This window comes from Arthrobacter sp. ATA002 (genome assembly GCF_026898095.1).
Lineage (GTDB): Bacteria > Actinomycetota > Actinomycetes > Actinomycetales > Micrococcaceae > Arthrobacter_B.
In genome coordinates this window covers 2,454,593-2,480,207 of sequence record NZ_CP114015.1, presented here as the reverse complement: position 1 = coordinate 2,480,207, position 25,615 = coordinate 2,454,593, and the positions used below count along the sequence as shown (strand labels likewise).

Sequence of the window (25,615 nt, the reverse complement as noted above, 5' to 3'; positions counted from 1 at the left end):
CCGTATCCCACGGTCCCGGCGCCGCTCATCTTGGAGCGCTCCCGCAGGCACAGTGGGTCCCGAGTGGAGCAAAGGAGCACCATGCGAAGGTCCATCTCACGGGCAGTGCCCATCATCCTCATCCTGACCCTCGGAGCCACTGGCTGCGCCCCTGAGGGCAGCGGAGGAAGCGAAAACGCCGACGGAGAATCCATCACTGTGGCGTACCAGACGACTAGTGCCTTCATTCAAGTCGATGCCTTGATGAAGAAGGCAAAGGAAGACTTCGAATCGGCAAACCCGGACGTCACTGTAAATCTGGAGCCGATACAAGCCGAGGAAAACGACTACGCAACCAAGCTTGCGCTGATGCAGCGGTCCCCGGACACAGCACCCGATGTCTTCTACGAGGACAGCTTCCGCGTCCGGCCGGACGCGGAAGCGGGTTACCTTCTGGCGCTCGATGACTACCTCGCAGAGTGGGAGGACTGGGACACCGGCTTCATTGACAGTGCCAAGCAGGCAGGAGTCGGGTCAGACGGCAGCACATATGCGGTTCCGATGGGAACCGACACCAGGGCACTCTGGTACAACAAAGAGGTCTTTGCGCAGGCAGGACTACCCGTACCGTGGGAACCCAAGACGTGGGACGACATTCTCTCCGCAGCGGAAACGGTAAAGGCGGCAATCCCTGAAGCGGTTCCCTTCAACATCTACTCCGGCACAGGAATGGGTGAAGCAGCCTCCATGCAGGGCTTTGAAATGCTGCTCTACGGCACGGAGGACACACTTTATGACGATGATGAAGGCAAGTGGATTGTAGGCTCACAGGGTTTCAAGGATTCCCTCCAATTCGTATCAGACGTCTACGTCGGCGGGCTGGGGCCGGAAGTAGCGGAAGCCCTGGATTCGAACTACTACCAGCAACTCAACGGCGAGTGGTATCCGGCCAACCAAGTCGGTGCGTCGATCGACGGGTCGTGGATCGCGGGAAACTGGCTTGCAGACGGTCCAACGCCATGGCCGGAATGGTCCGAGGTTATGGCGGTAACTCCGATGCCGACTCAGGACGGCGGGGAGCCCGGCGCCACAAGCATGTCCGGAGGATGGACCCTTGCGGTGGGGGCAGGCACCGATAACCCGGATGCGGCCTTTGACTTTATCAGCACGGCATTGAACAAGGAGAACAGCCTCTCCTACAACGTGAACGCCTCCCAGGTTCCGGTACGCAGTGATGTCGCGGAAGACCCGGAATTCACTGAGTCCAGTCCGGTGAGCGGCTTCTTCAGCGATTTGGTGGAGGTAACCAACTACCGGCCCACAACGTCCGATTATGCGGAGATTTCGGGCAACATCCAGCAGGCCATGGAGGCGGTCATGACCGGTGAACAATCGGTGGATGAAGCCGCTGCGGCGTATGACGAAGCCGTGACCTCCCTCGTCGGCGAAGAGAACGTCAGCCAGGGATGACAGCCACACCCACTCATCCCGTCGAGGAACGCGCTTCACGCTCTGCCGTTCCGGCCGGCCGGAAGGCACCACGGGGACGTTCGGCGCGCCGGGCTGTCCCCTGGTGCCCGCCGTTCTCCTGCTTCTGCTGTTTATGTTGGGCCCGGTCCTGTGGTCCATCTGGGGCTCATTTACCAACGCAGCGCTCTCAGGCAGTGCCGCTTCGGAACCGCGTTTCATCGGCGTCGATAATTATGTTGCGCTGCTGACGGATCCGGATTTCCCGAATGCTGTCTGGTTGACCGTTGTTTTCCTCCTGGTATCAGCAGTCATCGGCCAGAACTTCTTGGGACTGGGGCTCGCGCTGCTGATGGCCAAGGCGCCGAAAGCCGTCCGCTCAGTCGTTGGTACAACGGTCGTCGCGGCCTGGGTCCTGCCGGAGATCGTGGCGGCTTTTGCCTGTTACGCATTCTTCAGCAGCGATGGGACGCTGAATGCGCTGACAGGCCTGGCCGGGATCGAACCGGTCGAGTGGCTGTTCGCCTACCCGATGATCGCAGTGATCCTGGCCAACATCTGGCGCGGCACCGCCTTCTCGATGATGATCTACGAGGCCGCTCTGAATGACGTCGCGCCGGAGATCACCGAAGCAGCGGTGATTGACGGCGCAGGCAGCTGGAAACGACTCGCTTATGTAACCATCCCGATGATCCGCAACAGCATTTCAACGAACCTGATGTTGATCACGCTGCAGACCCTTTCGGTCTTTACCCTGATCTTCGTGATGACCAGCGGCGGCCCGAACCAGCGCAGCACCACGCTGCCCCTGTTTGCCTATGCGGAAGCGTTTGGCCTCGGCAAAATCGGCTACGGTACCGCCATCGCCACGGTGATGCTGCTGCTCGGCGCCGTGTTTTCGTTCCTCTATATCCGCGTCCTCAAGCCGGGAGGCTCCTCATGAGCATCAGTACCGCCACTCCGCGGCGCAGCGCTTCCAGGGCTTTGGCCTCCGGCGTGCTCCTCGCTGTCGCCGCGTGTTTCCTGCTGCCTCTGGCGTGGCTGGTTCTCGCGTCCCTCGACACTGGGGCGAGTGCATCGCTGAGAATGCCCGAACAGTTCTCATTGGCGAATTTCTCCGCGGTGCTGACTCCGGAGCAGACACTGTGGCCGCTGTGGAACAGTTTCCTGCTTTCGGCCGGGTGCGCTATCATCACCGTCGTTGCTGCGGTGCTCGCCGCGTATCCCCTGTCCCGGTATCAGGCCCGTTACAACAAGCCCTTCCTCTACGCAGTGCTGTTCGGGACGGGACTGCCGATCACCGCGATGATGGTGCCGGTCTACAGCATGTTTGTCCGCCTGGGACAGCTCGACAGCGTCCCTGCGGTTGCGCTCTTTATGGCCGCGACCTCCCTTCCCATGGCCATATGGATGACGAAGAACTTTATGGACTCGGTGCCCGTCAGCCTGGAGGAGGCAGCATGGATCGACGGTGCCAGCGCGATGAAGGCGCTGCGGACTGTGGTGGTTCCCCTGATGCGTCCGGGCCTGGCCGTCGTCTTCATCTTCGTGTTCATCCAGGCCTGGGGAAATTTCTTTATTCCCTTCATCCTGCTGCTGTCGAGCCATAGGCAACCCGCAGCCGTGACGGTGTTCAACTTCTTTGGCCAGTACGGGAGCGTTGCCTACGGCGAACTGGCGGCCTTCTCACTGCTGTATTCCATCCCTGTGATCCTCCTGTACGTCCTCGTAACCAAGGGCATTGGCGGATCCTTCGCAACCGCCGGCGCGCTCAAGGGCTGACCCTCTCGCGCCCGAACCCGCATACCAGCCCCCTGAAAGGCAGTCCACATGCACTATGACTCCGCCCTTGTTGAAGCCCGTGTCCGGCGATTCCTGGGGGAACGGCTGACTCCGGCCCTCTACCGCAGTACTGAGCCGCTCGATCTATCCTTCTGGGAAGTTCCCGATGAACCGGTTCCCTTCAATGCCGCGGTGGGGGAGCATTACCGGCCGGCGGAACCCGGCATGGCATGGGGCAGGCCGTGGGAAACCGTCTGGTTTCACGCCGAAGGCAAGGTGCCGACGGCCTGGGCGGAGGAAAAGGACGTGCAGGTGGAACTCGTCGTCGACCTGGGATTCACCGGGGCGCAGCCGGGCTTCCAGGCAGAGGGGACGGTCTATTCCTCCTCGGGGTCGATCATTAAGGCCGTGGAACCTCTGAACCGGAGTGTCAGGCTGGAGGTTGGTTTCGGCGGTGGAATCGACGTCTATATTGAGGCAGCAGCCAATCCGAATGTTGCGCAGGATTTTTGTTCCTTCCCACCCCCTATGGAGACAAGGCGACTGCGGGTGAAGCCCGCCTCTACCGCCTGGCCCAGCTCGAGGTCGGACTTCTTGACCTGCCCGTATGGGAGCTCAAACAGGACATCGAGGCTCTCGTGGGACTGTTGGGGGAACTGTCCCCATCTTCCCAGCGGCGCGCCGAAATCCTTCGTGCCCTCGACCGGATGGTGGACACCATGGAACCCGACGACGTCTCCGGAACCGCCGCCGTCGGCCGCTCGGTCCTCGCGCCGGTGCTGGGCAAACCCGCATCCGCGAGCGCGCACCACGTGCGCGCCGTCGGACACGCGCATATCGACTCAGCTTGGCTGTGGCCCACACGCGAGACGGTCCGCAAAGTGGCCCGCACCTTCTCCAACGTGTGTGACCTCATCGACGAAAACCCCGACTTTGTTTTCGCCGCTTCCTCGGCCCAGCAGTACGCGTGGCTCAAACAGTCCTATCCCGGGCTCTTCGAACGGGTGAAGGAAAAGGTCGCCGCGGGGAATTTTGTCCCGGTGGGCGGGATGTGGGTCGAGTCGGACACCAACCTGCCTGGCGGGGAGGCTCTGGCCCGTCAGTTCGTCGCGGGCAAGAGCTTCTTCCTGCGGGAATTCGGGGTCGACTGCGAAGAGGTCTGGCTGCCCGATTCCTTTGGTTACTCAGCTGCCCTGCCACAGATTATGGAAGCTGCGGGTGCCCGCTGGTTCCTGACGCAGAAAATCTCCTGGAACGAGACGAACACCATGCCGCATCACACCTTCCGGTGGGAGGGCATCGACGGGTCACGGATCTTCTCCCATTTCCCACCGGTGGACACTTACAACTCGGACTTGGGTGCCGCGGACCTTGCCCGGGCGGAAAGACAGTATGCCGAGAAGGGGATCGGCACGACGTCGATGGTCCCCTTTGGCCATGGTGACGGCGGGGAGGTCCCACCCGGGAAATGATCGCTGCTGCACGCCGAACCCGGTCCCTCGAAGGTTCACCCACCGTTGAGCTGTCGAGCCCGCGAGCGTTTTTTGAAGCTGCGGAGGCTGAATATCCGGAGCCTCCGGTCTGGTCGGGCGAGCTGTATCTGGAATTCCACCGCGGCACCTACACGTCCCAGGCCCGGACGAAGCGCGGCAACCGGCGCTCCGAGCATCTGCTTCGCGAGGCTGAACTCTGGGCGGCGACGGCAACCATCCGGACCGGGGCGCCCTACCCGGCGGAGGAGTTGCGGCAGGCATGGGAGACGGTGCTTCTGCAGCAGTTCCACGACATCCTGCCGGGCACGTCGATCGCCTGGGTCTATCAGGAAGCCGAACGGAACTATGCCGAGGTGGCCGCAGCGCTCGCAGCAATCATCGAGTCTGCGGCTCATCAGCTGCTCGGCCGCGGCACTGAGTCGGCCGCGCTGAACGCGTCGCCATATCCTGTGGCCGGGGTGACCGCTCTTGGTGCAGGCGCTGAACCCACTCCGCTCAGCAGTACGGTCACACGCACCGGGGACGGTTATGTCCTCGAAAACGCCAACGCACGGATCCATGTCGACGGGGCAGGGCTTATCCGCTCAATGTATGACAAGTCCGCAAAACGGGAACTGGTACCGTCCGGCTCTGCCGCCAACCTGCTGCAGCTGCACCGGGATACTCCGACCCAGTGGGATGCCTGGGACATCGACGAGCACTACCGCCGAAACACACTTAACCTCGTGGATGTGTCATTGGTGGAAATTGTCGACGGACCGGCAGGGCAGGCACTGCGCATCGAGCGTTTCTTCGGGTCCTCGCGGGTAATCCAGCATCTCTGCCTCGACAGCGGCGCCCCGAGGCTGGAGATCAGCACGGAGGTGGACTGGCACGAGCAGAAGAAACTCCTCAAGCTCGCCTTCCCGCTGGACATCCACGCTGAGCGGGCGACGTCGGAAATCCAGTTCGGGCATATCCACCGGCCAACGCACGCCAACACGTCCTGGGATGCGGCACGCTTTGAGACCGTTGCACACCGCTGGGTCCACGTGGGCGAACCGGACTACGGGGTGGCTGTTGCCAACGATTCCACCTACGGGCACGACATCACCCGCTCCGCAGACTCAGGCCGCGCCACCACGACGACCGTGCGTCTGTCCCTCCTGCGGGCACCCACATTTCCCGACCCGGCGGCCGATCAGGGACAGCACCGGATGGCCACCTCAGTGGTCTTTGGTGCGGGGATCCCCGACGCCGTTGCCGAGGGCTACCGGTTGAATCTTCCGCTGCGCACCGTGAAGGGGGTGGCGCGGACCGTTCTCGATCCTTTGATCCGGGTCGACAACCCTGCCCTCGTCGTCGAGGCCGTGAAGCTGGCCGAGGACGGTTCCGGTGACGTCGTCGTGCGTCTATACGAGGCCCACGGGACGAGAGCACACGGCACGCTGACCACAGACTTCGGGCACTTCGACGTCGTGGAGACCAACCTGCTGGAGAACCGGATGCCGGTTTCGGCCATCCAGCGTCGAGACGGGAACAGGGTGGACCTCGCGCTCCGGCCATTCCAGCTTGTCACGCTAAGATTTGTTGTCACCGGTCAATGAAACCGCCCATTCCTACACGGAGGTCCTGCCCTGAGCGCTGCACCGGGAGCTGTCGGTCGCCGGGGAACAAATCTCCCTCGAATGGGAAGCTTCAACCAAACGGTGGTCCTTGACGCGATCCGCCGGTCGCCCAATGGCCTCAGCCGTGTGGAACTGGCGGAAATATCGGGGTTGTCGGCACAGACCCTCAGCAACATCGCACGCCGACTGCTCGAACAGGAACTCATCACCGAGTCCGGAAAGGTCCAGCTGGGTCCCGGTAAGCCCCGCACTCTGCTGACCCTCAAACCCTCGGCCCGGTACGCCGTCGGTGTTCACCTGGACCCGGCCGTGATCACCGGCGTGGTTCTCGATCTCAGCGGCCGCGTGGTGTCCCGTGCAACCCGGCGGATGCCGCAGCCGATGGACGTGGACGTGGTGATCCGTGCGATGGTCGAGGCCGTAACGGATCTGCTGGCCGAGGCAGGAGTGGAAGACGGGCGGGTTCTGGGCGTCGGTATCGCTTCCCCTGGACCAATCGATTCAGCGCACGGAATCGTCGTCGACCCGCCGCACCTGCTGGGATGGCAGCGTGTCCCTCTGCGTGAGGCTCTTGGCAAGGCCACAGGGTTTCCGGTAGTGCTTGAAAAGGATGTGGCGGCTACCGCGGTCGCTGAAATCTGGGGCAGCCACAGCCAGTCGCCGGAAAACTTCATCTTCGTGTACCTCGGTACGGGCATCGGCATGGGACTTGTATCCGGCGGTGTCGTCCTGAGGGGGGTCAGCCGGAATGCGGGTGAGGTGGGACATATTGTGGTTGACCCGGACGGTCCGGATTGTTTCTGCGGTCTCCGCGGCTGCGTGGCCGTGACCTGCATGCCGCGAAACCTGGTTGCGGAGGCGATCGGCGCGGGTGTCCTGACACAGCCTGTGAATCTAGAAGATCCCTTGGCCGTCGAGGCTGCCTTTCTGGAGCTTTGCGCGAAGGTCCGCCAAGATGATTCCGGAGCCGGAGCGATCATTAACCGCTCTGCCGTCCGGCTGGCGAAGGCAGTGTCCGTGCTTACCAATGCCCTCGATTTTGACCGGGTTGTTTTCGGCGGCCCGTACTGGCCGGTACTCTCCGAGGCATACCTTGCCCTGGTGCCTGATGCCCTGCGGAAACTGACCGTTGCTCCGCATGCGGCGGGCCCGAGGGTGGAGGGCACCACCCTCGGTACGGATGTTGGAGCCATTGGCGCCGCCTGTACGGTCTTCGACGGCGCTATTTCGCCCGATACCCGGCGGCTGCTGCTCCAGCACTGAACGGAGGGAGCCGCTCTTTCGGGCGGGGATCATGGGTGGGCGGGACAACCGGATGGCGGGTAACGGACCCGATGAAATAGACCGGGCCCAGGTGCAGCCAGGGCTGAGGATATGCATTATTTGGTCCTGACCGTGTTTATGATGCGGCTCAGGCGGGCTCAGGAGCAGGTCTGCGGGAGCGGCCTGGCTCTGCCGGGGACTACTCCAGAGTGGTGCGGTCCGCGAGGCAGGATTCAATGTCGCCGACACCGAGCGCAACGCGGGCCAGGAGGCGGCGCAGCTGCGTCTGCTCACTCTCGGTCAGGTGCCGCATGAGGGCATTCTCCACGTCACGCAGCGCCCTCCGTGCCGAGATGAGCAAGGAGCGGCCCGCATCAGTGGCGTATACCTGACGGACACGCCGGTCGTTCGGGTCGGGGCAACGCTTTACAAACCCGCCTGCCTCGAGGGCGTCGATCACGTAGGTCATCTGGGTCTTGTCGATCCCGAGGCGGTGAGCGAGGGCCAGCTGGGAGGAAGGCTCCTCGGTTGTTGCGGCAACCAGAACCTGATATCCCCGGGGTCCGCCGGGAACAGCGGCAACCGCGCCGATCGTGGACCGTGAAAACCCCTGATACACCGCCGGCAGCGCCCAGCCGAGTTCGGTCTCGATTCCTCCGGCGTCCCAATCGATCTCCGGAAGGGCGTCCGCCGCAACTAACCTGTCAGAACTTTCCATTGGAAAATCGTATCGGAAATAGATCGTCTCGTGTGAAGATGATCACAGCCCATGACGAAATGAGGGGCTGCCCGCGGCGTGCGGGCCCATTTCATTCAACCGGAAAGACGGCGCCATGAGCATCAACACCTCGATCACCCCTTACACCCTCCACATCCCCCAGACGGAGCTGGACGATCTCAAGCAGCGCCTCGTGAATACCCGGTGGCCGGACCGGGAGACCGTTGGAGACACCTCGCAGGGACCGCAGCTTTATAAGATCAAGGCGCTTGTTGAACACTGGGCAACCAGCTATGACTGGCGTCAAACCGAGGCGCTTCTCAATGGCTGGGGCCAGTACACCACCACTATCGACGGCCTCAACATCCACTTCCTCCACATCCGGTCCGCTGTGCCGGAAGCACGCCCGTTGCTCCTGACGCACGGCTGGCCAGGTTCCGTGCTTGAATTCCGTCATGTAGTGGGCCCACTCACCGACCCTGAAGCTTACGGCGGCGCGGCCGAGGATGCCTTCCACCTTGTTATTCCCAGCCTGCCCGGATTCGGTTTCTCCGGAAAGCCCACCGAGCCCGGTTGGAACCTCAACCGCACCGCCAAGGCCTGGGCGACTCTGATGCAGCGCCTTGGTTATACGAACTGGTTTGCGCAGGAGGGGACCTCGGCGCTTCCGTCACCGCGGAACTCGCCGCGCTCGAGGCATCTGAAAGCATCGGCCTCGCCGGCATCCACCTCAACATGGCTCTGTTCATGCCCACCGATGCCGAGGCCCGTACAGCCACTGAGGAAGAGCAGGTGATGCTGCAGGAGAGCGGCTACTACTGGCAGGTGCTTTCGGCGTATTCCCAGGAGATGTCAACCCGTCCCCAGACCATCGGGTACTCGCTTACCGATTCTCCCGTGGGCCTGGCGTCCTGGATATATGCCATGTTCCAGGACGTTGGAGGTTCCCACGGCGAACATGGCGACGCCGAGAAACTGTTTACCCTGGACGAGATGATCGACGACATCATGCTGTACTGGCTTCCCAATACTGCTGCCTCTGCGGCCCGGTTGTACTGGGAAACCAACAAATCAGGCTGGGCTGCCCCCGGCACCATTGAGGAACCCTGACCATCCCCGTCGGGCTCAGTGTCATGCCGGGAGAGTATGTCCGCCGATCCCGCCGATGGGCAGAGAAGCGCTACATCAACCTCGTCCACTTCAACGAAGTCGCCCGGGGTGGACACTTCGCGCTCCTTGAACAGCCTGAACTGCTTGTAGCCGATATTCGAACCAGCTTCCGCCTCATGCGCTAAGCCGGCGGCGTGCTGTTGAGCCGGGCGGCCTGCCAGGTCAGGTGCCCGCGTTCACCCAGGTCCGGAGGCCAGGGCCGCCCAAGGCGAACAGCCGTGTGGCTGTCCCGTCGTCGCCGTCGCGCTCGTGGAGGTCGCCAGCGCGGCGGTGTGCCGGAGGAGTGCGGGACCCAGGAGTGCAGAAGGCGGCACCGCCGCGGTGCGTCGTTAAATGCGGTTGCATGTTTGGTCGGCGATCCCACTCGTCCTGACCGTTCCAGTGTCACACCCGCTCCGCCGATTCCACGCCACACCGCGCCACAGCGTACCCTTGTCACTGTGAAAACCTTCGAAGACCTCTTTGCCGAGCTGAGCCGGAAAGTTCAGGACCGCCCCGCCGGGTCGCGCACCGTGGCCGAATTCGAGTCGGGCGTGCACGGCATCGGTAAGAAGGTGGTTGAGGAGGCCGCCGAAGTGTGGATGGCCGCCGAATACGAATCCGATGCCGAATGCGCCGAAGAAATCTCCCAGTTGCTGTACCACCTCCAGGTCCTGATGCTCGCCAAAGGCCTGACCCTGCAGGACGTTTACAAGCATCTCTAGCCACGCGCTGATCCAGTGCGTGGCCCCGCCGGCAAACCTCACCCCACAAACAGTGACTTCCAGCGAAAGATGCCTCCCATGCTCCGTGTAGCCGTGCCCAACAAGGGTGCCCTGTCCGAATCCGCCTCCGCCATGCTCAACGAGGCGGGCTACCGCCAGCGCCGCGACTCCCGCGAACTGGTCATGGTGGACCCCGACAACGAGGTTGAGTTCTTCTTCCTCCGACCCCGCGACATTGCCGTGTACGTCGGCGCCGGAACTCTCGACGTCGGCCTCACCGGGCGCGACCTGTTCTTGGACGCCCAGGTGGACGCCGAGGAACTGATGAGCCTCGGCTTCGGCGCCTCCACCTTCCGCTTCGCCGGCCCGGTGGGGGACTTCACCTCCATCGACCAGCTTGAAGGCAAGCGCGTGGCCACCAGCTACGACGGCCTGCTGCGCGCCTACCTGGCCGAACGCGGCATCAGCGCCTCCGTGGTCCGGCTCGACGGCGCCGTGGAGTCCTCCGTGCGCCTGGGCGTCGCGGACGCCATCGCCGACGTCGTTGAAACGGGCACCACCCTGCGTGCCGCGGGCATGGAAATCTTCGGCGAGCCGATCCTAAAGTCCGAAGCCGTGCTCATCGGCCGTAAGGACGCCGAACACCCGGCCGGGCTGGACGTGCTGATCCGCCGGCTGCGCGGTGTCCTGGTGGCCCGCCAGTACGTGATGATGGACTACGACGTGCGCCGCGATCTCCTTGAGGAAGCCGCTGCGCGCACTCCGGGCCTGGAATCGCCCACGGTTTCCCCGCTGCGGGATTCCGACTGGGTGGCCGTGCGCTCCATGGTCAAGCGCACCGATACTAACCGGATCATGGACGAGCTGTATGACATTGGCGCCCGCGCCATCCTCGTGAGCACCATCCACGCCTGCCGGATCTAGCGAAGGAACGCCATGAGTGTTGCGATCCGCGTCATCCCCTGCCTGGACGTCGACGCCGGCCGCGTCGTCAAGGGCATCAACTTCGAGGGCCTGCGCGACGCCGGAGATCCGGTGGAGCTGGCACACCGCTACGACCGCGCCGGAGCCGACGAACTGACCTTCCTGGACGTCACCGCCTCGTCCGGGAACCGGGACAACGTGTTCGACGTCGTGTCCCGGACCGCGGAGGAAGTGTTCATTCCGCTGACCGTGGGCGGGGAGTACGCGGCATCGCGGACGTTGACAAGCTGCTGCGCTCCGGCGCGGACAAGGCCTCCATCAACTCGGCCGCCGTGGCCCGCCCCGACGTCATCGACGAAATCACCCGGCACTTCGGTTCGCAGGTGCTGGTGCTGTCCGTGGACGCACGGCGGACGCACGACGGCGCCACGCCGTCGGGCTTTGAAATCACCACGCACGGCGGCCGCCGGGGGACCGGGATCGACGCCGTCGCCTGGGCCCGCGAGGCGGCGGACCGCGGCGTGGGGGAGATCCTGCTGAACTCCATCGACGCCGACGGCACCCGCGAGGGCTTCGACATTGAAATGATCAAGGCCGTCCGTGCCGCGGTGCAGGTTCCGCTGATTGCTTCCGGGGAGCGGGGACGCCCGAGCATTTCCCGGCCGCCGTGATCGCGGGGGCCGACGCGGTTCTGGCCGCCTCGGTGTTCCATTTCGGGCCCGACGATGCAATCCATCAGGTGAAGCAGGCCATCCGCGGGGCAGGTTTCCCGGTCCGTTAGGGCCGGGCCTGCCCGCGGCACCTGCCAAGAGATGGTGAACCAATGCCCGACTGTGCCCGCTTCCTCACGCAGTTGTCCGCGGCCGCCGCCCATCTCGGAGTGATCGAATCCGAGGGCGGCGGTGGGGCCGCACGGGTTTCGCTTCGTAGCAACGACGGCCGGCTGTTCTCCTTTGACGAGGATGCAGCCGGTATTCACCGTGCCGTTGAACGTATCGATGCCGGGGGACTGTGGCCGGGTGAGGATGCCTCATCTGCGGCCATCAAGCTTCGGCTCTTCTCGGTCCACCTTGACGAGGCGCTGGAAACGGCCCCGGGAGATGCTCACCGGCTGAGCCTTCGCAGCTACGGCGTGGTGGCTCACTAGGAGTTCTGGCAGAGATTGTGCCCTTCGGGAAATAAATAGACGCAAAGTAGGCTTAGCTTTTATGTGCCCTCTGGCACACCAGCCCCACAGTATGGAGAAACATTGAGCACCGCACGCGCTTTAGCCGCCACCTCGCCCACCGATGATCTGGTCCCCACCACCATTGAGCGGCGTGACGTCGGCCCGCACGACGTCCTCATCGACATCGCCTACGCCGGTGTCTGCCACTCGGACATCCACACCGTCCGCGGCGAATGGGGTCCCATTGCATACCCGCAGGTCGTCGGACACGAAATTGTCGGAACGGTCGCCGAAGTCGGCGTTGACGTTACCAAACACAAGGTCGGCGACCGCGTGGGTGTGGGCTGCATGGTCAATTCCTGCCGTGAGTGCGAGAACTGCAAGGCCGGCATGGAGCAATACTGCCTGAACGGCAACATCGGCACGTACGCCAGCAAGGACGTGGACGGCACCATCACGCAGGGCGGTTACGCCACCTCCGTGGTGGTCAACGACGACTTCGTGCTCCGGGTCCCGGAAAGCATTCCGTACGAGGCCGCGGCTCCGCTGCTCTGCGCCGGCATCACCACCTACTCGCCGCTCGCGCACTGGAATGCAGGCCCGGGCAAGCGCGTCGCCGTCGTCGGCATGGGCGGACTGGGCCACATGGCCGTCAAGATCGCCGTTGCCATGGGCGCCGATGTCACGGTGCTGTCCCAGACCCTGAGCAAGCAGGAAGACGGACTCCGGTTCGGTGCGAAGGACTACTACGCGACCAGCGACGAGAGCACGTTCGAGAAGCTGGCCAATACGTTCGATCTGATCATCAACACGGTCAGCGCCCCGGTCGACCTGCAGCAGTACCTCTCGCTGCTGCGCCTGGACGGCACCATGGTAAGCGTTGGCGCCCCGCCCGAGCCCCTGCCGATCTCGGTCTTCGCCCTGATGGGCCAGCGCCGCTCGTACGCCGCCTCGAACATTGGCGGCATCCGCGAAACCCAGGAGATGCTGGATTTCTGCGCCGAGCACAACATCGCCCCGGAGATCGAACTGATCGACGCCAAGGACATCAACACCGCATACGAGCGTGTCCTGAAGTCCGACGTCCGGTACCGCTTCGTCATTGACGCGGCAACCATCTAGGACCCGGATTCCGCAGTCCGCAGGGGCGCCTCACCGATTGGTGGGGCGCCTTCGCGTATGCGGGGTTTCATGTGGGTATTCTTTGACGCATCCGAACCACAGTGTTGCAAGCCTGAGAGGTCCGTGCCCATGACTACCCGTCCAACGACGCCCGAGATCAGCCGCGTGTTATCCCACGCGCTGCGTCATGCGCCCGCAGAATACGGACTAGCCCTCGACGCCGAAGGGTGGACACACGTGAGCGGGGTGCTTGAGGCCCTCCATGGCTTGGGCCCCCAGTGGGAGTTTGTTGATCAGGGCGTGCTGCACGAGGTGTTGGCCGGGACCGGGAAAAAACGGCATCAGATAGAGAACGGCCGGATACGCGCAGTGCACGGCCATTCCGTCCCGGTGCAGCCGTCATCGGCGCCGGTCCAACCTCCGCCGGTGCTGTTTCATGGAACGGGCCGCGCCGCTGCCGCGATCATCCGGGAGTCGGGCATCCTCCCCATGCGGCGGCAGTACGTCCATCTGGCGGAGACCGCGGAACAGGCCCGGGAGGTGGGACGGCGTAAGGACGCCGAACCAGTGATTCTCACTGTTGATACCGGAATCGCCCAGGCTCAGGGCATCAGTTTCTACCGGTCGGACTCGGGCGTATGGCTCGCCGGCGGCGTGATTCCGGCGTCGGCGGTGCGGGCATGAAAGTACTCCTGGACTGTGTCGTGTTTGCCTAGCTGCCGGCAGTGACGCCGGTTACCGGGGGCCCCGCCCGCTCATATTCAAGGGCCACGGCCCCCGTGGAAAACGCGCGCGGTGGCCGCACAAACCGGAAAGCGGCCGGAATCCCTGCATCATGCGCGAACAGCCGCTTGCCCGTGCCGAAGGTCAGCGGATACAACAGCAGGTTCAGCCGGTCTACCAGATCGGCGTCCAACAGCGCGCGGGCCAGGCTGCCGCTGCCCACAATATGCATGTCGGCAAACCGGTCTTTCACCTCCGCCACGTCCCCGGCGGAAGTGAGCACGGTGGTGCCGTGCCAGACAGGACCGGACAGGGACCGGGACACCACAAACTTGGGCAGCGAGTTGAATTTTGCCGCGATGGGATCATCGTTTCCCCGTGCAGGCCAGTGGGACGCAAAAATGTCGTAGGTCCTGCGTCCGAGCAGCAAGGCATCCATCCGCTCGATGTTGCCGCCAATCCAGCTGCTGGCTGCCTCATCGGTGTAGGGTGCCTGCCAGCCGCCGTACCGGAAGCCGCCCCCGGGATCTTCGTCCGGGCCGCCGGGCGCCTGGTAGACGCCATCAAGGGTCATAAAGAGGTCAAGCGACAAGTTGCCCATGGGTTCGCCCTTCCGGTTCAGTTCCTCCATCATCAGCCCGGAGTAGGAGCCGAGGGAACCCGGAGCGGAAATCTACCCGGGCTCGCGGGTCGACGGACGAAGGATCTCGATGTCATCGCTGAACAGTGCGACGGCAACGCCGTGCTTGGAAGCCAACGACGTGAATAGGGCCCGCGCTCTCCCGTCCTGACTCCACGCGAACGCCGCGTAAACCACAGCCGTCCCGATGGTGTAATCGGTAAGCCGGCTTTCCAGATCCGGATCCTCATCAATTTTTTCATTCGACGGAGCATCGGGTCCGTTCATCGGCGGGAAAACCGAAATCAGTTCCCGGTAAAACGTCCTCAGGGATGGGGTTGTCACGGCCGCGTCGTCGTACGAGTGACTCTCATGCCAGCTCGATTGCTCTTCCCACCAGGCCGGGAAATCTTCATCTGTGACAGTGTCCGGATCAAACGCCAAAATGTCGTAGGTCATGACCCGCAGAATACCCCTGCCCAGAGATTTGGAGCGGGCTGGCGGGCTGGCGGTGTGGCGGAAGGCCCGCGGCGGTCTAAGTACGCAGGTCCACGGCTCATCGCTTTCACAAGCCGTGTCTCCGGGCGGGAGCCGGGAACAGCAACCCTGCGGTCCTATAATTTCGATATGCCATGTACCTATTTCCATCGAAGCTTCTCCGCGCGGGCCGCCCATGACCTCGGAGGCGTTCGATGAGCGGCGGGCTCGTCGCCCTGCTGGACGACGTCGCTGCCCTGGCACGAATCGCCGCCGCGTCCGTTGACGACATCGCTGCCGGAGCCGCGAAAGCGGGAGTCAAGGCGGCCGGCGTCGTTATTGACGATGCCGCCGTGACGCCTCAGTACGTGTCCGGCGCGGACCCGTCCCGCGAACTGCCCATGATCAAGAAGATCTTCTGGGGCTCGCTTCGGAACAAGCTGTTCATCATCCTGCCCGCCCTGCTGCTGGTCAGCGCCTTCGTCCCCGGCATCATCCCGTTCATCCTCATGCTCGGCGGCACGTACCTCTGCTACGAGGGCGCGGAGAAGGTTTGGCACAAGTTCTTTGGCGGCCACCATGAGGCCAAAGAAGCGCCTGCGGTGGACCGCGGTCCCGGCGCTGAGTCCAAGGTGGTCAAGGGTGCCATCACCACAGACTTCATCCTGTCCTGCGAGATCATGGTCATCTCGATGAACGAGGTGGCGGCCGAGTCCATCTGGGTCCGGGGGGCCATCCTGGTGGTGGTTGCCGTGGCGATCACGGTACTCGTCTACGGAGCCGTGGCACTGATCGTCAAAATGGACGACATCGGGCTGCATATGGCGGCAAGGACTCCGCCGGATCCAAGCGGATCGGCGGGCTGCTGGTCAAAGGCATGCCGTCCGTCCTGGCTGCCATCACCCTTGTCGGAACAATCGCCATGCTCTGGGTGGGCGGCCATATCATGCTGGTGGGTGTCTCAGACCTGGGCTGGCATGCGCCGTATGACCTGGTCCATGCACTTGAAAACCCCGTGGCAGGCATTGCGGTTGTTGGCGGCTTCCTGGGCTGGCTCGTGAACACCCTGTGCTCGGCCGCCGTTGGACTGGCCTGGGGGCTGGTTGTCATGGCCGTTCTCCTTCCCCTGAAAAAGGTGCTGCCGTTCGGCAAGAAGAAAGACGGGCACGACGACGGCGATGTCCGGGCAGCTGCTGCCGGCCACCGGCCGGAGAAACCCGGCACCGATCCGGCCGGCTGAATGAGCGTCCCCGGGCCGGGTTACGGGCCCGGGGATCAGGCGAGCCGCGGGCCGCGGCCCGCAGGGTTGCGGGCCCGCGGCGGGACGCTTAGAGGCCGATGTCGGCGCTTTCCAGGAGCGCGACGGCGTCAGGCTGGCCTTCGAACATCACCAGAGCCTGCTTGGTGCGGCCGTGGGCATGCATCAGCAGCTCGCCGGGCTCGCCGATAATGGCAACGGACACCGGCGCCCGCTTGGCCACGTGCCGGGGACCGTCGGGCCGCACCAGGACGATGCCCAGATCCACCCCGCGGTACAGGAGCGCTGCGCGTTTGATCAGGTCCGCCCACAGGGCGTCCGAGTAGTCGCTGTCCAGCGCGCGCGGAGCCCAGCGGTCACCCGCCCGGCGAACATCTTCGGTGTGGATGAAGTACTCCACGAGGTTGGCGCTGTTATCCACGGACTTCAGGTGCATGGGGGACAGGCGTGGCGGCCCGGACCGGAAAGCGCGCACAAGCTTGGCGTAGCCCTCGGCGGTGGACGCCTGGGCAGCGGTTTCCTCCATGACCCGGTCCGTCTTCGCGGCAAACGGCTTCAGGAAGAAACCGAGGGCGGCGGCGGGCTTGTGCTCCCGCAAATACAGGTGGGCGGCCAGATCCCTGGTCAGCCAGCCTTCGCACAAAGTGGGTGCTTGAGGACCGGCCGCAAGCAACGTTTCGGCCAGGACTTCACGGGAGGGCTGTACAAATCGCATCACTGCTGAAACTAGCACGTTAAGCGCGGTTTGGCGCGGGTGACAGGCCCGGCGGGAAGGTTCCGCACCGAAGGACGCCGGGAGGAAGTCAGTGACGCTGGTCGCTGGGACGGACAACGACCTCATTGACCGACAGGTGCCGGGGCTGCGCCAGGACAAAGGCGATGACCCGCGCCACGTCCCCGGGGGTGGCGGTGACGTGTGAATACAGTTCCTCAGTGGACCGGCGAGCTTCATCATCGGTGATGTGCGTGGGCAGGTCAGTGGCTACGTACCCCGGCTCAACCACGGTCACCCGGACATCCGGCAGCAGCTCCTGGCGCATGCATTCGGAGAACCCGATCAAGCCCCACTTGGTGGCAGCATAAACGGCATCCCCGGGCCGGGCCGTGCGTCCGGCCACGGAGGACATATTGACCAGGTCGCCGCCGCCGTCGCGAAGCTGGTCAAGGAACACTTCGGTCGCAGTGATGGCGCCCAGCAAATTAACGTCCACCATGTTCCGGTAGTCGCTGTGCCGGTCCGGACCAAAAGCGCCGAGCAGCATGACGCCCGCATTGTTCACCAGGACATCGGTGCCGCCGAGTTCGCTTTTCACCCGCCCGGCAGCTGCCTCCAGATCATCCCGCCGGGTCACGTCCGCCTGGATCGGAAGGGCGCCGTCCCCGAGTTCGGCAGCCAGGGCATCAAGGCGCCCGGTCCGCCGGGCCAGCAGCGCCACGCGGTACCCGGCGGCGGTTAACTCCCGTGCCGTTGCTTCTCCGATCCCTGACGAAGCGCCGGTGATGACGGCGACGGGACCGGGTGATGCCTGAGTGGTCATGGCAGCTGTCCTTTCCAGGCTTATCCGGTGTTTCCGGCGCCAGGCGGGGTTCCTTCCACGGTAGCGGCGGGGCTCCGGCACCATAAGCATCGGCTCCCAAAACGGCATGTGAAGCGCCGTGAACCGGGCGAAACGGGTTCAGCGGCCGCGCACCGCCCCGACCCACTAGAATCGATACGATGTCTTCCTTAACTCCTTCTTCCGACTTCCCGCCGGCGCCCGGCCTCGATCCCGCGGTCAGTGCCGCCCTGAAGCGCGACGACGCCGGCCTGGTGGCCGCCGTCGTCCAGCAGCATGACACCGGTGAAGTGCTGATGCTCGGCTGGATGGACGACGAAGCCCTGCACCGCACCCTGACCACCGGACGGGTGACCTTCTGGTCGCGTTCCCGGCAGGAATACTGGCGCAAGGGCGATACTTCCGGGCATGTCCAGTGGGTGAAGTCCGTCGCCCTGGACTGCGACGGCGATGCCCTGCTGGTCCGCGTGGACCAGGTGGGAGCCGCATGCCACACCGGAACGCGCACCTGCTTTGACGGCCGGGAACTCCCGGTTCTGGCCGCGACCGACGCTTCCAGCTGACCGAAAGAAACCATACATATGCAGGATCTTGGAGTTATCCGCCCCGGCCTTGAGGAATTCCGGGCACTGGCCGCCGAGCACCGCGTGGTGCCGGTGCATCTGAGCGTGCTCGCCGACGCCCACACGCCCATCGGGATTTACCGCAAGCTCGCGGCCGGGGCACCGGGGACCTTCCTGATGGAGTCCGCGGCCGCCGGCGGCGTCTGGTCCCGCTACTCCTTCATCGGTGCCTCGTCGCGCGCCACTCTGACCACGCATGACGGTGAAACCCACTGGCTTGGGCGCCGCCGGCCGGGGTGCCGCTGGACGGAAACCCCGTGGAAGCGGTGGCCCGCACCATTGAACTGCTGCAAACCGAGCGCCTCGACGGGGTTCCACCGTTCACCTCCGGGCTGGTCGGTTTTGTAGGCTGGGAAACCGTCCGGCACTGGGAGAAACTGCCCAACCCGCCCGCCGACGACCTGGACCTGCCCGAACTGGCCATGAACCTGGTCTCGGACATGGCCATCCACGACAACTCCAACGGCACCGTCATGCTGGTGGCCAACGCCATCAACATGGACGGCTCCGACGAGAGGGTGGACGAGGCCTGGCATGACGCCGTGGCGCGGGTCGAGTCCATGCTGCAGCGGCTGGCCGAACCCACCCCGCAGCCGGTCTCCGTGCTGCGCGGCGGCACCGTGGACCTGGCTGCCCTTACGGACGGAGTGAAGGAATCCTGGCCCAAGCCGGAGTACACGAAAGCCGTGCAGCGCGGCAAGGAAGCCATTGTGGACGGCGAAGTGTTCCAGGTGGTCATCTCCCGGCGCTTCGAAACGGAGTGCGGAGCCGGTCCGCTGGAGGTCTACCGGGTGCTGCGCAACACCAACCCGAGCCCCTACATGTACCTGTTCAACTTCGAGGACTCCCGCGGCAACCCCTTCGCCGTCGTGGGTTCCTCTCCGAGGCACTGGTCACGGTTACCGGCAGCGAAGTGATCACGCACCCCATCGCCGGGTCCCGCCCGCGAGGCAAGGGCACCGACGCCGACCGCGTCCTCGCCGAGGAGCTGCTGGCTGACGAAAAGGAACGCTCCGAACACCTGATGCTGGTGGACCTGGCCCGCAACGACCTGTCCAAGGTGTGCGTTCCGGGCAGCGTGGACGTCACCCAGTTCATGGAGGTGGAGCGGTTCAGCCACATTATGCACCTGGTCTCCACCGTCGTCGGGGAACTGGCCCCGCACCGCAGCGCCTATGATGTGCTGGCCGCGACCTTCCCGGCCGGCACCCTCTCCGGTGCGCCCAAGCCCCGCGCCCTGCGCCTGCTGGACGAGCTGGAGCCGCACCGGCGCGGCATCTACGGCGGCGTGGTCGGTTACCTGGACTTCGCGGGTGACATGGACATGGCCATCGCCATCCGCTCGGCGCTGCTGCGCGGCGGCAAGGCTTTTGTTCAGGCCGGCGGCGGGATCGTTGCCGACTCCGACCTGGAAGCCGAAGCCCAGGAGACAGTGAACAAGGCAGCGGCGCCGCTGCGCGCGGCCCTGATCGCTGAAAGCCTGGAGACCGTCACCGGCAGCGCCTCCGTTCCGGCACCCCTGAGCCCCGTCCGTAATACCGCCCCACCACCAGAGCAGGAAGTACCGCAGTGAGCACACCCATGAAGAGGTGGCAGCGCAAGGGAACCGTCATTATGGCGGCGGTGCTCTTTGGCATCGCAGCCTTTGCCACCACCACGCGCACCTGGCTGAACGTCCAGCTGCCGCGGACGGCCGTCCAAACCCCCGACCTGGCCGTCTCCGGTTCGGACGCCGCCACCGCGGTGACCGCCTTCGCCGTCGTCGCCATTACCGCTGGCCTGGCGGCATCCATCGCCGGCCCCGTGGCCCGCTGGATCGTCAGCGTGATCCTGCTGGTGTCCGGCATCGGGGTGGCTGCCGCCAGCTACACCGTGATCAGCGATCCGGAGCAGGGAGCCGCCGGTGCCATCGGACAGGCGATCGGGGTCAGCGGCGCCACGGGCACCGTGGTCACCCCCACGGCTCTGCCGTGGGTTGCCCTCGTTTCCGGTGTCCTGATCGCCCTCACCGGCATCTGGCTGGCCATTGCCAGCCGCGGCTGGAAGTCCTCGCGCCGGTACGCCCCGGCCGCCGCTGCCGGCAAGACGCCGCCGTCGGCACCTGCGGCCGGTGCTGCGGCGCCGGAGGCCGCAGCACCCGGCACCGCTTCAACCTCCCCATCCGCCGCGGGCACGCCCGCCGCGGACGAGGACGACGGCGCGGAACCGATTGACGACATCGACAGCTGGGACCGGCTGACCCGCGGAGACGACCCCACCAACTACCGCTGAGCCGGCGCAGGGGGCCGGGCGCCGGAATTCCCCAAGCGCCGCAACACGTGAAAGAGTTTCCGTCAGTCAATGGCAGAATGGAAACAGATTCGTTTAGAGGAGATTCACCATGGGCTCAAACGCCACTGACACCAACGTCGACCACAAGCCGGAAAACGCGGCCGAGAGTCACGCCAGCATCCACGATGAAACCATCGGCCACGGCAACACGCCCGCCGCCTGGACCTGTGTCCTGATCATGATCGTCGGCGCCGGAATTTCCAGCTTCGCCTACATCATTGCCAGCGTGCTCTGGTTCTGCGTCGGCCTGGGCGTCATTGCGGCCGGCCTGCTGGTCGGCTTCATCATGCGCAGGGCCGGCTACGGCGTAGGCGGTTCGAAGCTCTCCAACAACGGTCACTAAGTGAGCGTTCTGGACGACATCGTCGCCGGCGTTGCCGAAGATCTCGAGGCACGCCGGCGCACGGTTCCGCTGGAGCAGATGCAGGAGCGCGCCCGTGCGGCGGCTCCCGCCCGGGACGCCTTTGCCGCTTTGGGCGGCAACGACACCCCGCGCAGCGGCCTGCGCGTCATCGCGGAGGTCAAGCGCAGCAGCCCCTCCAAGGGCGCCCTTGCCGAGATCACCGACCCGGCAGCGCTGGCGGCCCGCTACGCCGACGGCGGTGCAGCGGTGATCAGCGTGCTCACCGAACAGCGTCGCTTCGGCGGTTCGCTCGCCGATTTCGACGCCGTCCGCAGGGCGGTGGACATTCCGCTGCTGCGTAAGGATTTCACGGTCGACGAGTATCAGATCTGGGAGGCCCGCGCCCACGGCGCCGACCTTGTGCTGCTGATCGTGGCCGCACTGGACGATGCACGGCTGAAGGGCTTCCTGGCGCTCACTCATGACTTGGGGATGAATGCCCTGGTGGAAGCTCACACCGCCGAGGAAATCGAGCGAGCCGTTGCCGTGGGTGCGCGGATCATCGGCGTAAACGTGCGCAACCTGAAGACGCTGGACGTTGACCGGGCGATCTTCGCACCGCTCGCCGGCAGCATCCCGGCGGAGGCCGTCATCGTGGCCGAATCGGGCGTGCGGAACGCGGCCGACGTCGGACAGTATGCCGCCGAAGGGGCAAACGCCGTCCTCGTGGGCGAAGCACTGGTGCGGCACAACGATCCTGCAGCCACCATCGCCGGGTTCATGCAGGCCGGCAGTGATGCGCTGGCCGCCGGCAGGCACGGCAACGGCTGACGAGAACGCAACAAATCCCCGTCCGGGCGCCCGCCCGGACCAACGCAGGACAGGAACCAGGCTCATGACCGGCAATCCGGAACAGACAGGTGCAGCTGAGGCTGCCCCCACGTCCAAGGACCCTTCCACCGCCCCGTCAAACGCCGCCAAGGGCGCCGCGGCGGACGCCGTCACGGAGGAGGTGGCCGACGCGTTCCTGAACACGCACGGTTCGCTGCGCCATGCCCCCGGGCCCTACTTCGGCGAGTACGGCGGCCGCTGGATGCCGGAATCCCTGATTGCTGCCCTGGACGAGCTGGAAGACACCTTCGAAAAGGCCAAGGCCGATCCGGACTTCCGTGCGCAGATTGCTGACCTGAACAAGAACTACTCCGGCCGCCCCTCCCTGCTCACGGAGGCCAGGCGCTTCGCCGAACACGCCGGCGGCGTCCGGATCTTCCTCAAGCGCGAAGACCTGAACCACACCGGCTCGCACAAGATCAACAACGTGCTCGGCCAGGCCCTGCTCGCCAAGCGCATGGGCAAGACCCGGGTCATCGCGGAAACCGGCGCCGGCCAGCACGGCGTGGCCAGTGCCACGGCCGCCGCCCTCCTGGGCCTGGAATGCGTGGTCTACATGGGCGCCGAAGACTGCCGCCGGCAGGCCCTGAATGTGGCCCGCATGGAACTGCTCGGCGCCACCGTCATCCCCGTAAGCCATGGATCCCAAACACTCAAGGACGCCATCAACGAGGCGCTGCGTGACTGGGTCGCCAATGTGGACACCACCCACTACCTGCTCGGCACCGCCGCCGGGGCCCACCCGTTCCCGGCCATGGTCCGCTTCTTCCACGAGGTCATCGGCGAGGAGGCCCGCGGGCAGATCCTGGAGCAGGCCGGCCGGCTGCCGGACGCCGTCTGTGCCTGCATTGGCGGCGGATCCAATGCCATCGGGATTTTCCACGGCTTCCTGGACGACCCCGGCGTCAAAATCTATGGCTTCGAAGCCGGCGGCGACGGCGTCGACACCGGCCGCCACGCCGCCACCATCACGCTGGGACGCCCCGGCGTGCTGCACGGCGCCCGCTCCTACCTGATGCAGGACGAAGACGGCCAGACGGTGGAATCCCACTCGATTTCCGCCGGCCTGGACTACCCCGGGGTCGGCCCGAGCACTCCTACCTCTCCGACATCGGACGGGTCTCCTACGAACCGGTCACCGACACCGAAGCCATGGATGCCTTCCAGCTGCTGTGCCGCACCGAGGGCATCATTCCCGCCATTGAATCCGCCCACGCCCTCGCCGGCGCCATCAAGGTGGGACAGCGGCTGGCCGCCGAGGCCGCCGCCGCCGGGAACCCTGACGCCGCGGACAAAATCGTGCTGGTGAACCTCTCGGGCCGGGGCGACAAGGACGTAGCAACGGCCGCCGAATGGTTCAACCTGCTGGACGACGAGTCCGCCGAAGCCGAAATCGCCAAAGAAGGGGAACAGCTGTGAGCACCGCCGTTCACAACACGCCCGGCCCGGGAACCGGCGCCGGCAGCAAGGCCGCGGCAGCCATTGACCGGGCAGCCGCCGACGGCCGCGCCGCACTGATCGGCTACCTGCCCGCCGGCTTCCCGTCGGTGCAGGAAACCATCGCCGCAGGCATTGCCCTGGCTGAAAACGGCGCCGACCTGATCGAGATCGGCATCCCGTACTCCGACCCGGTCATGGACGGACACGTCATCCAGGCCGCCACCACACAGGCCCTGGAACAGGGCTTCCGGGTTGCGGAGGTGTTCGACGTCGTTGCGGGCATCACCGCCGCCACCGACGCCGCCGTGCTGGTCATGACCTACTGGAACCCCGTGGTGCGCATGGGCGTGGACGAATTCTCCCGCCGCCTGGCTGAAGCCGGGGGAGCGGGCCTGATTACCCCGGACCTCATTCCCGACGAAGCCTCGGAGTGGATGGCCGCGTCGGACCGGTACGGCCTGGACCGGGTCTTCCTCGTAGCTCCGTCCTCCACCCCCGAACGGATGAAGAGCACTGTGGAGGCCAGCCGCGGCTTTGTCTACGCGGTGTCCATCATGGGCGTCACCGGTGCCCGCAGCTCGGTGAGCACCGCAGCGAAGGACGTCGTCAGCGCTGCCCGCGCAGCCGGCGCTCAGCACGTCTGTGTCGGCCTGGGCGTCTCCAACTCCGGCCACGTCCGCGAAATCGGAGCCTACGCCGACGGCGTGATCGTCGGCACCGCACTGGTGGCTGCACTGCGCGACGGCGGCGTCCCCGCCGTCGCCGGCCTCACCCGCGAACTCAGCACCGGAACCAGAAAGAGCAGCTAAATGAACCTGATGTCCGTGACGGCTCCGGCCAGCATTCCCAGCCCGCCCGCGGACTTCAGCAGCTTTTCGCTGGGCCCCCTGACGATCCACACCTATGCCCTGTGCATCCTGGCCGGCATCATCCTCGCCCTGTGGATGACTTCCGTGCGCTGGAAGCGCCGCGGCCTGCCCGAGGAAGCCGTCTGGGACATTGCCATTTGGGCAATTCCGTTCGGCATCATCGGAGGCCGGCTCTACCACGTGATCTCCTCCCCGGACGCCTACTTCGGTGCCGACGGGGACCTTTCCCTGATTCCGCAGATTTGGCGGGGCGGGCTGGGCATTTGGGGCGCCGTGGCGCTCGGAGCCGTGGGGGCATGGATCGGCTGCCGGCGCGCAGGCATCAAACTGTCCACCTTCGCCGACGTCGGGGTTCCGGGCCTGCTGCTGGCGCAGGCCGTGGGCCGCTGGGGCAACTGGTTTAACCAGGAACTGTTCGGCAGCCCCACCGACGTGCCCTGGGGACTGGAAATCGATGCCAACAACCCCAACTTCCCGGACGGAACCGCTCCCGGCACCCTGTTCCATCCCACCTTCCTGTATGAGTCGCTCTGGTGCCTGGCCGGGGTTGCCCTGCTGCTGGCGCTGGACAGGAAGTTCCGGCTGCGCGGCGGGCGCCTGTTCTGGCTCTACGCCGCGTACTACACCCTGGGCCGGCTCTGGATCGAGATCCTGCGCATTGACGACGCCGAAATGATTACGCTCTTCGGCGTCACACAGCGGTTGAACGTGTGGACCAGCGTGCTGATCTTCGTGTTCTCCGTGGTCATGTTCATTTACCTGTCATTCCGCGCCCGGAAGGGCGGCTCCGGTTCCCTGTACCTGCCCGGACACGAACCGGCCGCGGAAACGGAAGCGTTACCGGAAGATCACAAGATCGAAACAGAACAGCGAAATTCGGCCCGTGCGTCTTCTGCGTCACAGCCGCATGCTAATCTCGCAGAGACAAAAAACGAGGACACCGATCCTCGCAAGCCCGGAACTCCGGGTACTGCCAAGTAGCGCCGGCCGGGTTACCTCCCGGGAGGTGCTCCTGCCACATAGCCGTGGCCGCCCCTGAAGGGACCACGGGATACAAACCGGACGCCCTTTTGGTGAAGTACTGAACA

The 25,615-nt window shown here is 65.0% G+C and carries 22 protein-coding genes and 5 pseudogenes; 22 read left to right on the top strand and 5 right to left on the bottom strand.

Features of this window, described 5'->3' with window-relative positions:
- Positions 1–81: 81 nt before the first annotated feature.
- The 5 genes and pseudogenes from OL239_RS12315 to OL239_RS12295 all read left to right on the top strand — a co-directional run bounded on the left by OL239_RS12315 (position 82) and on the right by OL239_RS12295 (position 7,591).
- Positions 82–1,449: an extracellular solute-binding protein gene (locus OL239_RS12315; protein ID WP_268909198.1), complete on the top strand. Its 1,368-nt coding sequence runs from the start codon at positions 82–84 to the stop codon at positions 1,447–1,449.
- 100 nt (positions 1,450–1,549) lie between these two features.
- Positions 1,550–2,389, top strand: coding sequence for a carbohydrate ABC transporter permease (locus OL239_RS12310; RefSeq protein ID WP_268911754.1), 840 nt, complete (start codon positions 1,550–1,552; stop codon positions 2,387–2,389).
- Positions 2,386–3,228: a carbohydrate ABC transporter permease gene (locus OL239_RS12305; RefSeq protein WP_268909197.1), complete on the top strand. Its 843-nt coding sequence runs from the start codon at positions 2,386–2,388 to the stop codon at positions 3,226–3,228. Before OL239_RS12310 ends, OL239_RS12305 begins: the two co-directional genes overlap by 4 nt.
- 48 nt (positions 3,229–3,276) lie before the next feature.
- Positions 3,277–6,307: pseudogene (locus tag OL239_RS12300) on the top strand (alpha-mannosidase).
- An 81-nt stretch (positions 6,308–6,388) separates the two neighbouring features.
- Positions 6,389–7,591, top strand: a complete 1,203-nt coding sequence (locus tag OL239_RS12295; protein ID WP_268909196.1) for an ROK family transcriptional regulator — start codon at positions 6,389–6,391, stop codon at positions 7,589–7,591.
- A gap of 199 nt (positions 7,592–7,790) precedes the next feature.
- Here OL239_RS12295 and OL239_RS12290 read toward each other — a convergent pair whose 3' ends face one another.
- On the bottom strand, positions 7,791–8,309 hold the full coding sequence (locus OL239_RS12290) for a MarR family winged helix-turn-helix transcriptional regulator (RefSeq protein ID WP_268909195.1): 519 nt from the start codon (positions 8,307–8,309) through the stop codon (positions 7,791–7,793).
- 115 nt (positions 8,310–8,424) lie between these two features.
- Between OL239_RS12290 and OL239_RS12285 the strand changes: the two genes are divergently transcribed.
- From OL239_RS12285 to OL239_RS12250, 8 genes and pseudogenes are all read left to right on the top strand, one after another.
- A complete protein-coding gene (locus tag OL239_RS12285) occupies positions 8,425–9,105 on the top strand; it encodes an epoxide hydrolase family protein (RefSeq protein ID WP_268909194.1) in 681 nt (226 codons plus the stop codon).
- Positions 9,105–9,419, top strand: coding sequence for a hypothetical protein (locus OL239_RS12280; protein WP_268909193.1), 315 nt, complete (start codon positions 9,105–9,107; stop codon positions 9,417–9,419). Before OL239_RS12285 ends, OL239_RS12280 begins: the two co-directional genes overlap by 1 nt.
- A 500-nt stretch (positions 9,420–9,919) precedes the next feature.
- Entirely contained in the window at positions 9,920–10,183 is a 264-nt protein-coding gene (locus OL239_RS12275) for a phosphoribosyl-ATP diphosphatase (RefSeq protein ID WP_146362223.1), read from the top strand.
- 78 nt (positions 10,184–10,261) lie between these two features.
- Positions 10,262–11,107 carry an ATP phosphoribosyltransferase gene (gene hisG, locus OL239_RS12270; RefSeq protein WP_268909191.1) on the top strand — a complete coding sequence of 282 codons (846 nt, stop codon included), beginning with the start codon at positions 10,262–10,264 and terminating at the stop codon, positions 11,105–11,107.
- A gap of 12 nt (positions 11,108–11,119) precedes the next feature.
- Positions 11,120–11,888 (top strand): annotated as a pseudogene (gene hisF, locus OL239_RS12265) (imidazole glycerol phosphate synthase subunit HisF).
- 42 nt (positions 11,889–11,930) lie between these two features.
- Positions 11,931–12,254, top strand: a complete 324-nt coding sequence (locus tag OL239_RS12260; protein WP_268909190.1) for a hypothetical protein — start codon at positions 11,931–11,933, stop codon at positions 12,252–12,254.
- A 102-nt stretch (positions 12,255–12,356) separates the two neighbouring features.
- On the top strand, positions 12,357–13,397 hold the full coding sequence (locus OL239_RS12255) for an NAD(P)-dependent alcohol dehydrogenase (protein WP_268909189.1): 1,041 nt from the start codon (positions 12,357–12,359) through the stop codon (positions 13,395–13,397).
- 129 nt (positions 13,398–13,526) lie between these two features.
- Entirely contained in the window at positions 13,527–14,081 is a 555-nt protein-coding gene (locus OL239_RS12250; protein WP_268909188.1) for an RNA 2'-phosphotransferase, read from the top strand.
- Between the two features lie 28 nt (positions 14,082–14,109).
- Here OL239_RS12250 and OL239_RS12245 read toward each other — a convergent pair whose 3' ends face one another.
- Positions 14,110–14,721 carry a dihydrofolate reductase family protein gene (locus tag OL239_RS12245; RefSeq protein ID WP_268909187.1) on the bottom strand — a complete coding sequence of 204 codons (612 nt, stop codon included), beginning with the start codon at positions 14,719–14,721 and terminating at the stop codon, positions 14,110–14,112.
- A gap of 72 nt (positions 14,722–14,793) precedes the next feature.
- Positions 14,794–15,198 carry a hypothetical protein gene (locus tag OL239_RS12240; protein WP_268909186.1) on the bottom strand — a complete coding sequence of 135 codons (405 nt, stop codon included), beginning with the start codon at positions 15,196–15,198 and terminating at the stop codon, positions 14,794–14,796.
- Between the two features lie 233 nt (positions 15,199–15,431).
- Here OL239_RS12240 and OL239_RS12235 point away from each other — a divergent pair.
- Positions 15,432–16,456 (top strand): annotated as a pseudogene (locus OL239_RS12235) (DUF808 domain-containing protein).
- 88 nt (positions 16,457–16,544) lie between these two features.
- On the opposite strand, the gene OL239_RS12230 reads toward OL239_RS12235, so the two are convergent.
- Together OL239_RS12230 and OL239_RS12225 are read right to left on the bottom strand one after the other, a co-directional pair.
- Positions 16,545–17,189 (bottom strand): TIGR03085 family metal-binding protein, encoded by a 645-nt coding sequence (locus OL239_RS12230; RefSeq protein ID WP_268909185.1) that lies wholly within the window; start codon positions 17,187–17,189, stop codon positions 16,545–16,547.
- 88 nt (positions 17,190–17,277) lie between these two features.
- The gene (locus OL239_RS12225) at positions 17,278–18,012 is read right to left on the bottom strand and encodes an SDR family oxidoreductase (protein WP_268909184.1); all 735 of its coding nucleotides are present in this window, start codon (positions 18,010–18,012) and stop codon (positions 17,278–17,280) included.
- A gap of 179 nt (positions 18,013–18,191) precedes the next feature.
- On the opposite strand from OL239_RS12225, the gene hisI reads away from it, so the two are divergent.
- The 8 genes and pseudogenes from hisI (at position 18,192) to lgt (ending at position 25,508) form a co-directional block, all read left to right on the top strand.
- Positions 18,192–18,593, top strand: coding sequence for a phosphoribosyl-AMP cyclohydrolase (hisI, locus tag OL239_RS12220; protein WP_268909183.1), 402 nt, complete (start codon positions 18,192–18,194; stop codon positions 18,591–18,593).
- An 18-nt stretch (positions 18,594–18,611) separates the two neighbouring features.
- Positions 18,612–20,226, top strand: a pseudogene (locus OL239_RS12215) (anthranilate synthase component I).
- On the top strand, positions 20,223–20,924 hold the full coding sequence (locus OL239_RS12210; RefSeq protein WP_268909182.1) for a Trp biosynthesis-associated membrane protein: 702 nt from the start codon (positions 20,223–20,225) through the stop codon (positions 20,922–20,924). The pseudogene OL239_RS12215 and the gene OL239_RS12210 overlap by 4 nt, the downstream one beginning before the upstream one ends.
- A 109-nt stretch (positions 20,925–21,033) precedes the next feature.
- Positions 21,034–21,327 carry an HGxxPAAW family protein gene (locus OL239_RS12205; RefSeq protein ID WP_268909181.1) on the top strand — a complete coding sequence of 98 codons (294 nt, stop codon included), beginning with the start codon at positions 21,034–21,036 and terminating at the stop codon, positions 21,325–21,327.
- Entirely contained in the window at positions 21,328–22,158 is an 831-nt protein-coding gene (gene trpC, locus OL239_RS12200; RefSeq protein WP_268909180.1) for an indole-3-glycerol phosphate synthase TrpC, read from the top strand. It begins immediately after the preceding gene.
- A 262-nt stretch (positions 22,159–22,420) separates the two neighbouring features.
- A pseudogene (trpB, locus tag OL239_RS12195) lies at positions 22,421–23,637 on the top strand (tryptophan synthase subunit beta).
- Complete coding sequence (gene trpA / locus OL239_RS12190; RefSeq protein ID WP_268909179.1) at positions 23,634–24,467, top strand: tryptophan synthase subunit alpha; 834 nt, start codon at positions 23,634–23,636, stop codon at positions 24,465–24,467. The pseudogene trpB and the gene trpA overlap by 4 nt, the downstream one beginning before the upstream one ends.
- Complete coding sequence (lgt, locus tag OL239_RS12185; protein ID WP_268909178.1) at positions 24,468–25,508, top strand: prolipoprotein diacylglyceryl transferase; 1,041 nt, start codon at positions 24,468–24,470, stop codon at positions 25,506–25,508.
- The last annotated feature ends 107 nt before the right edge of the window (positions 25,509–25,615 follow it).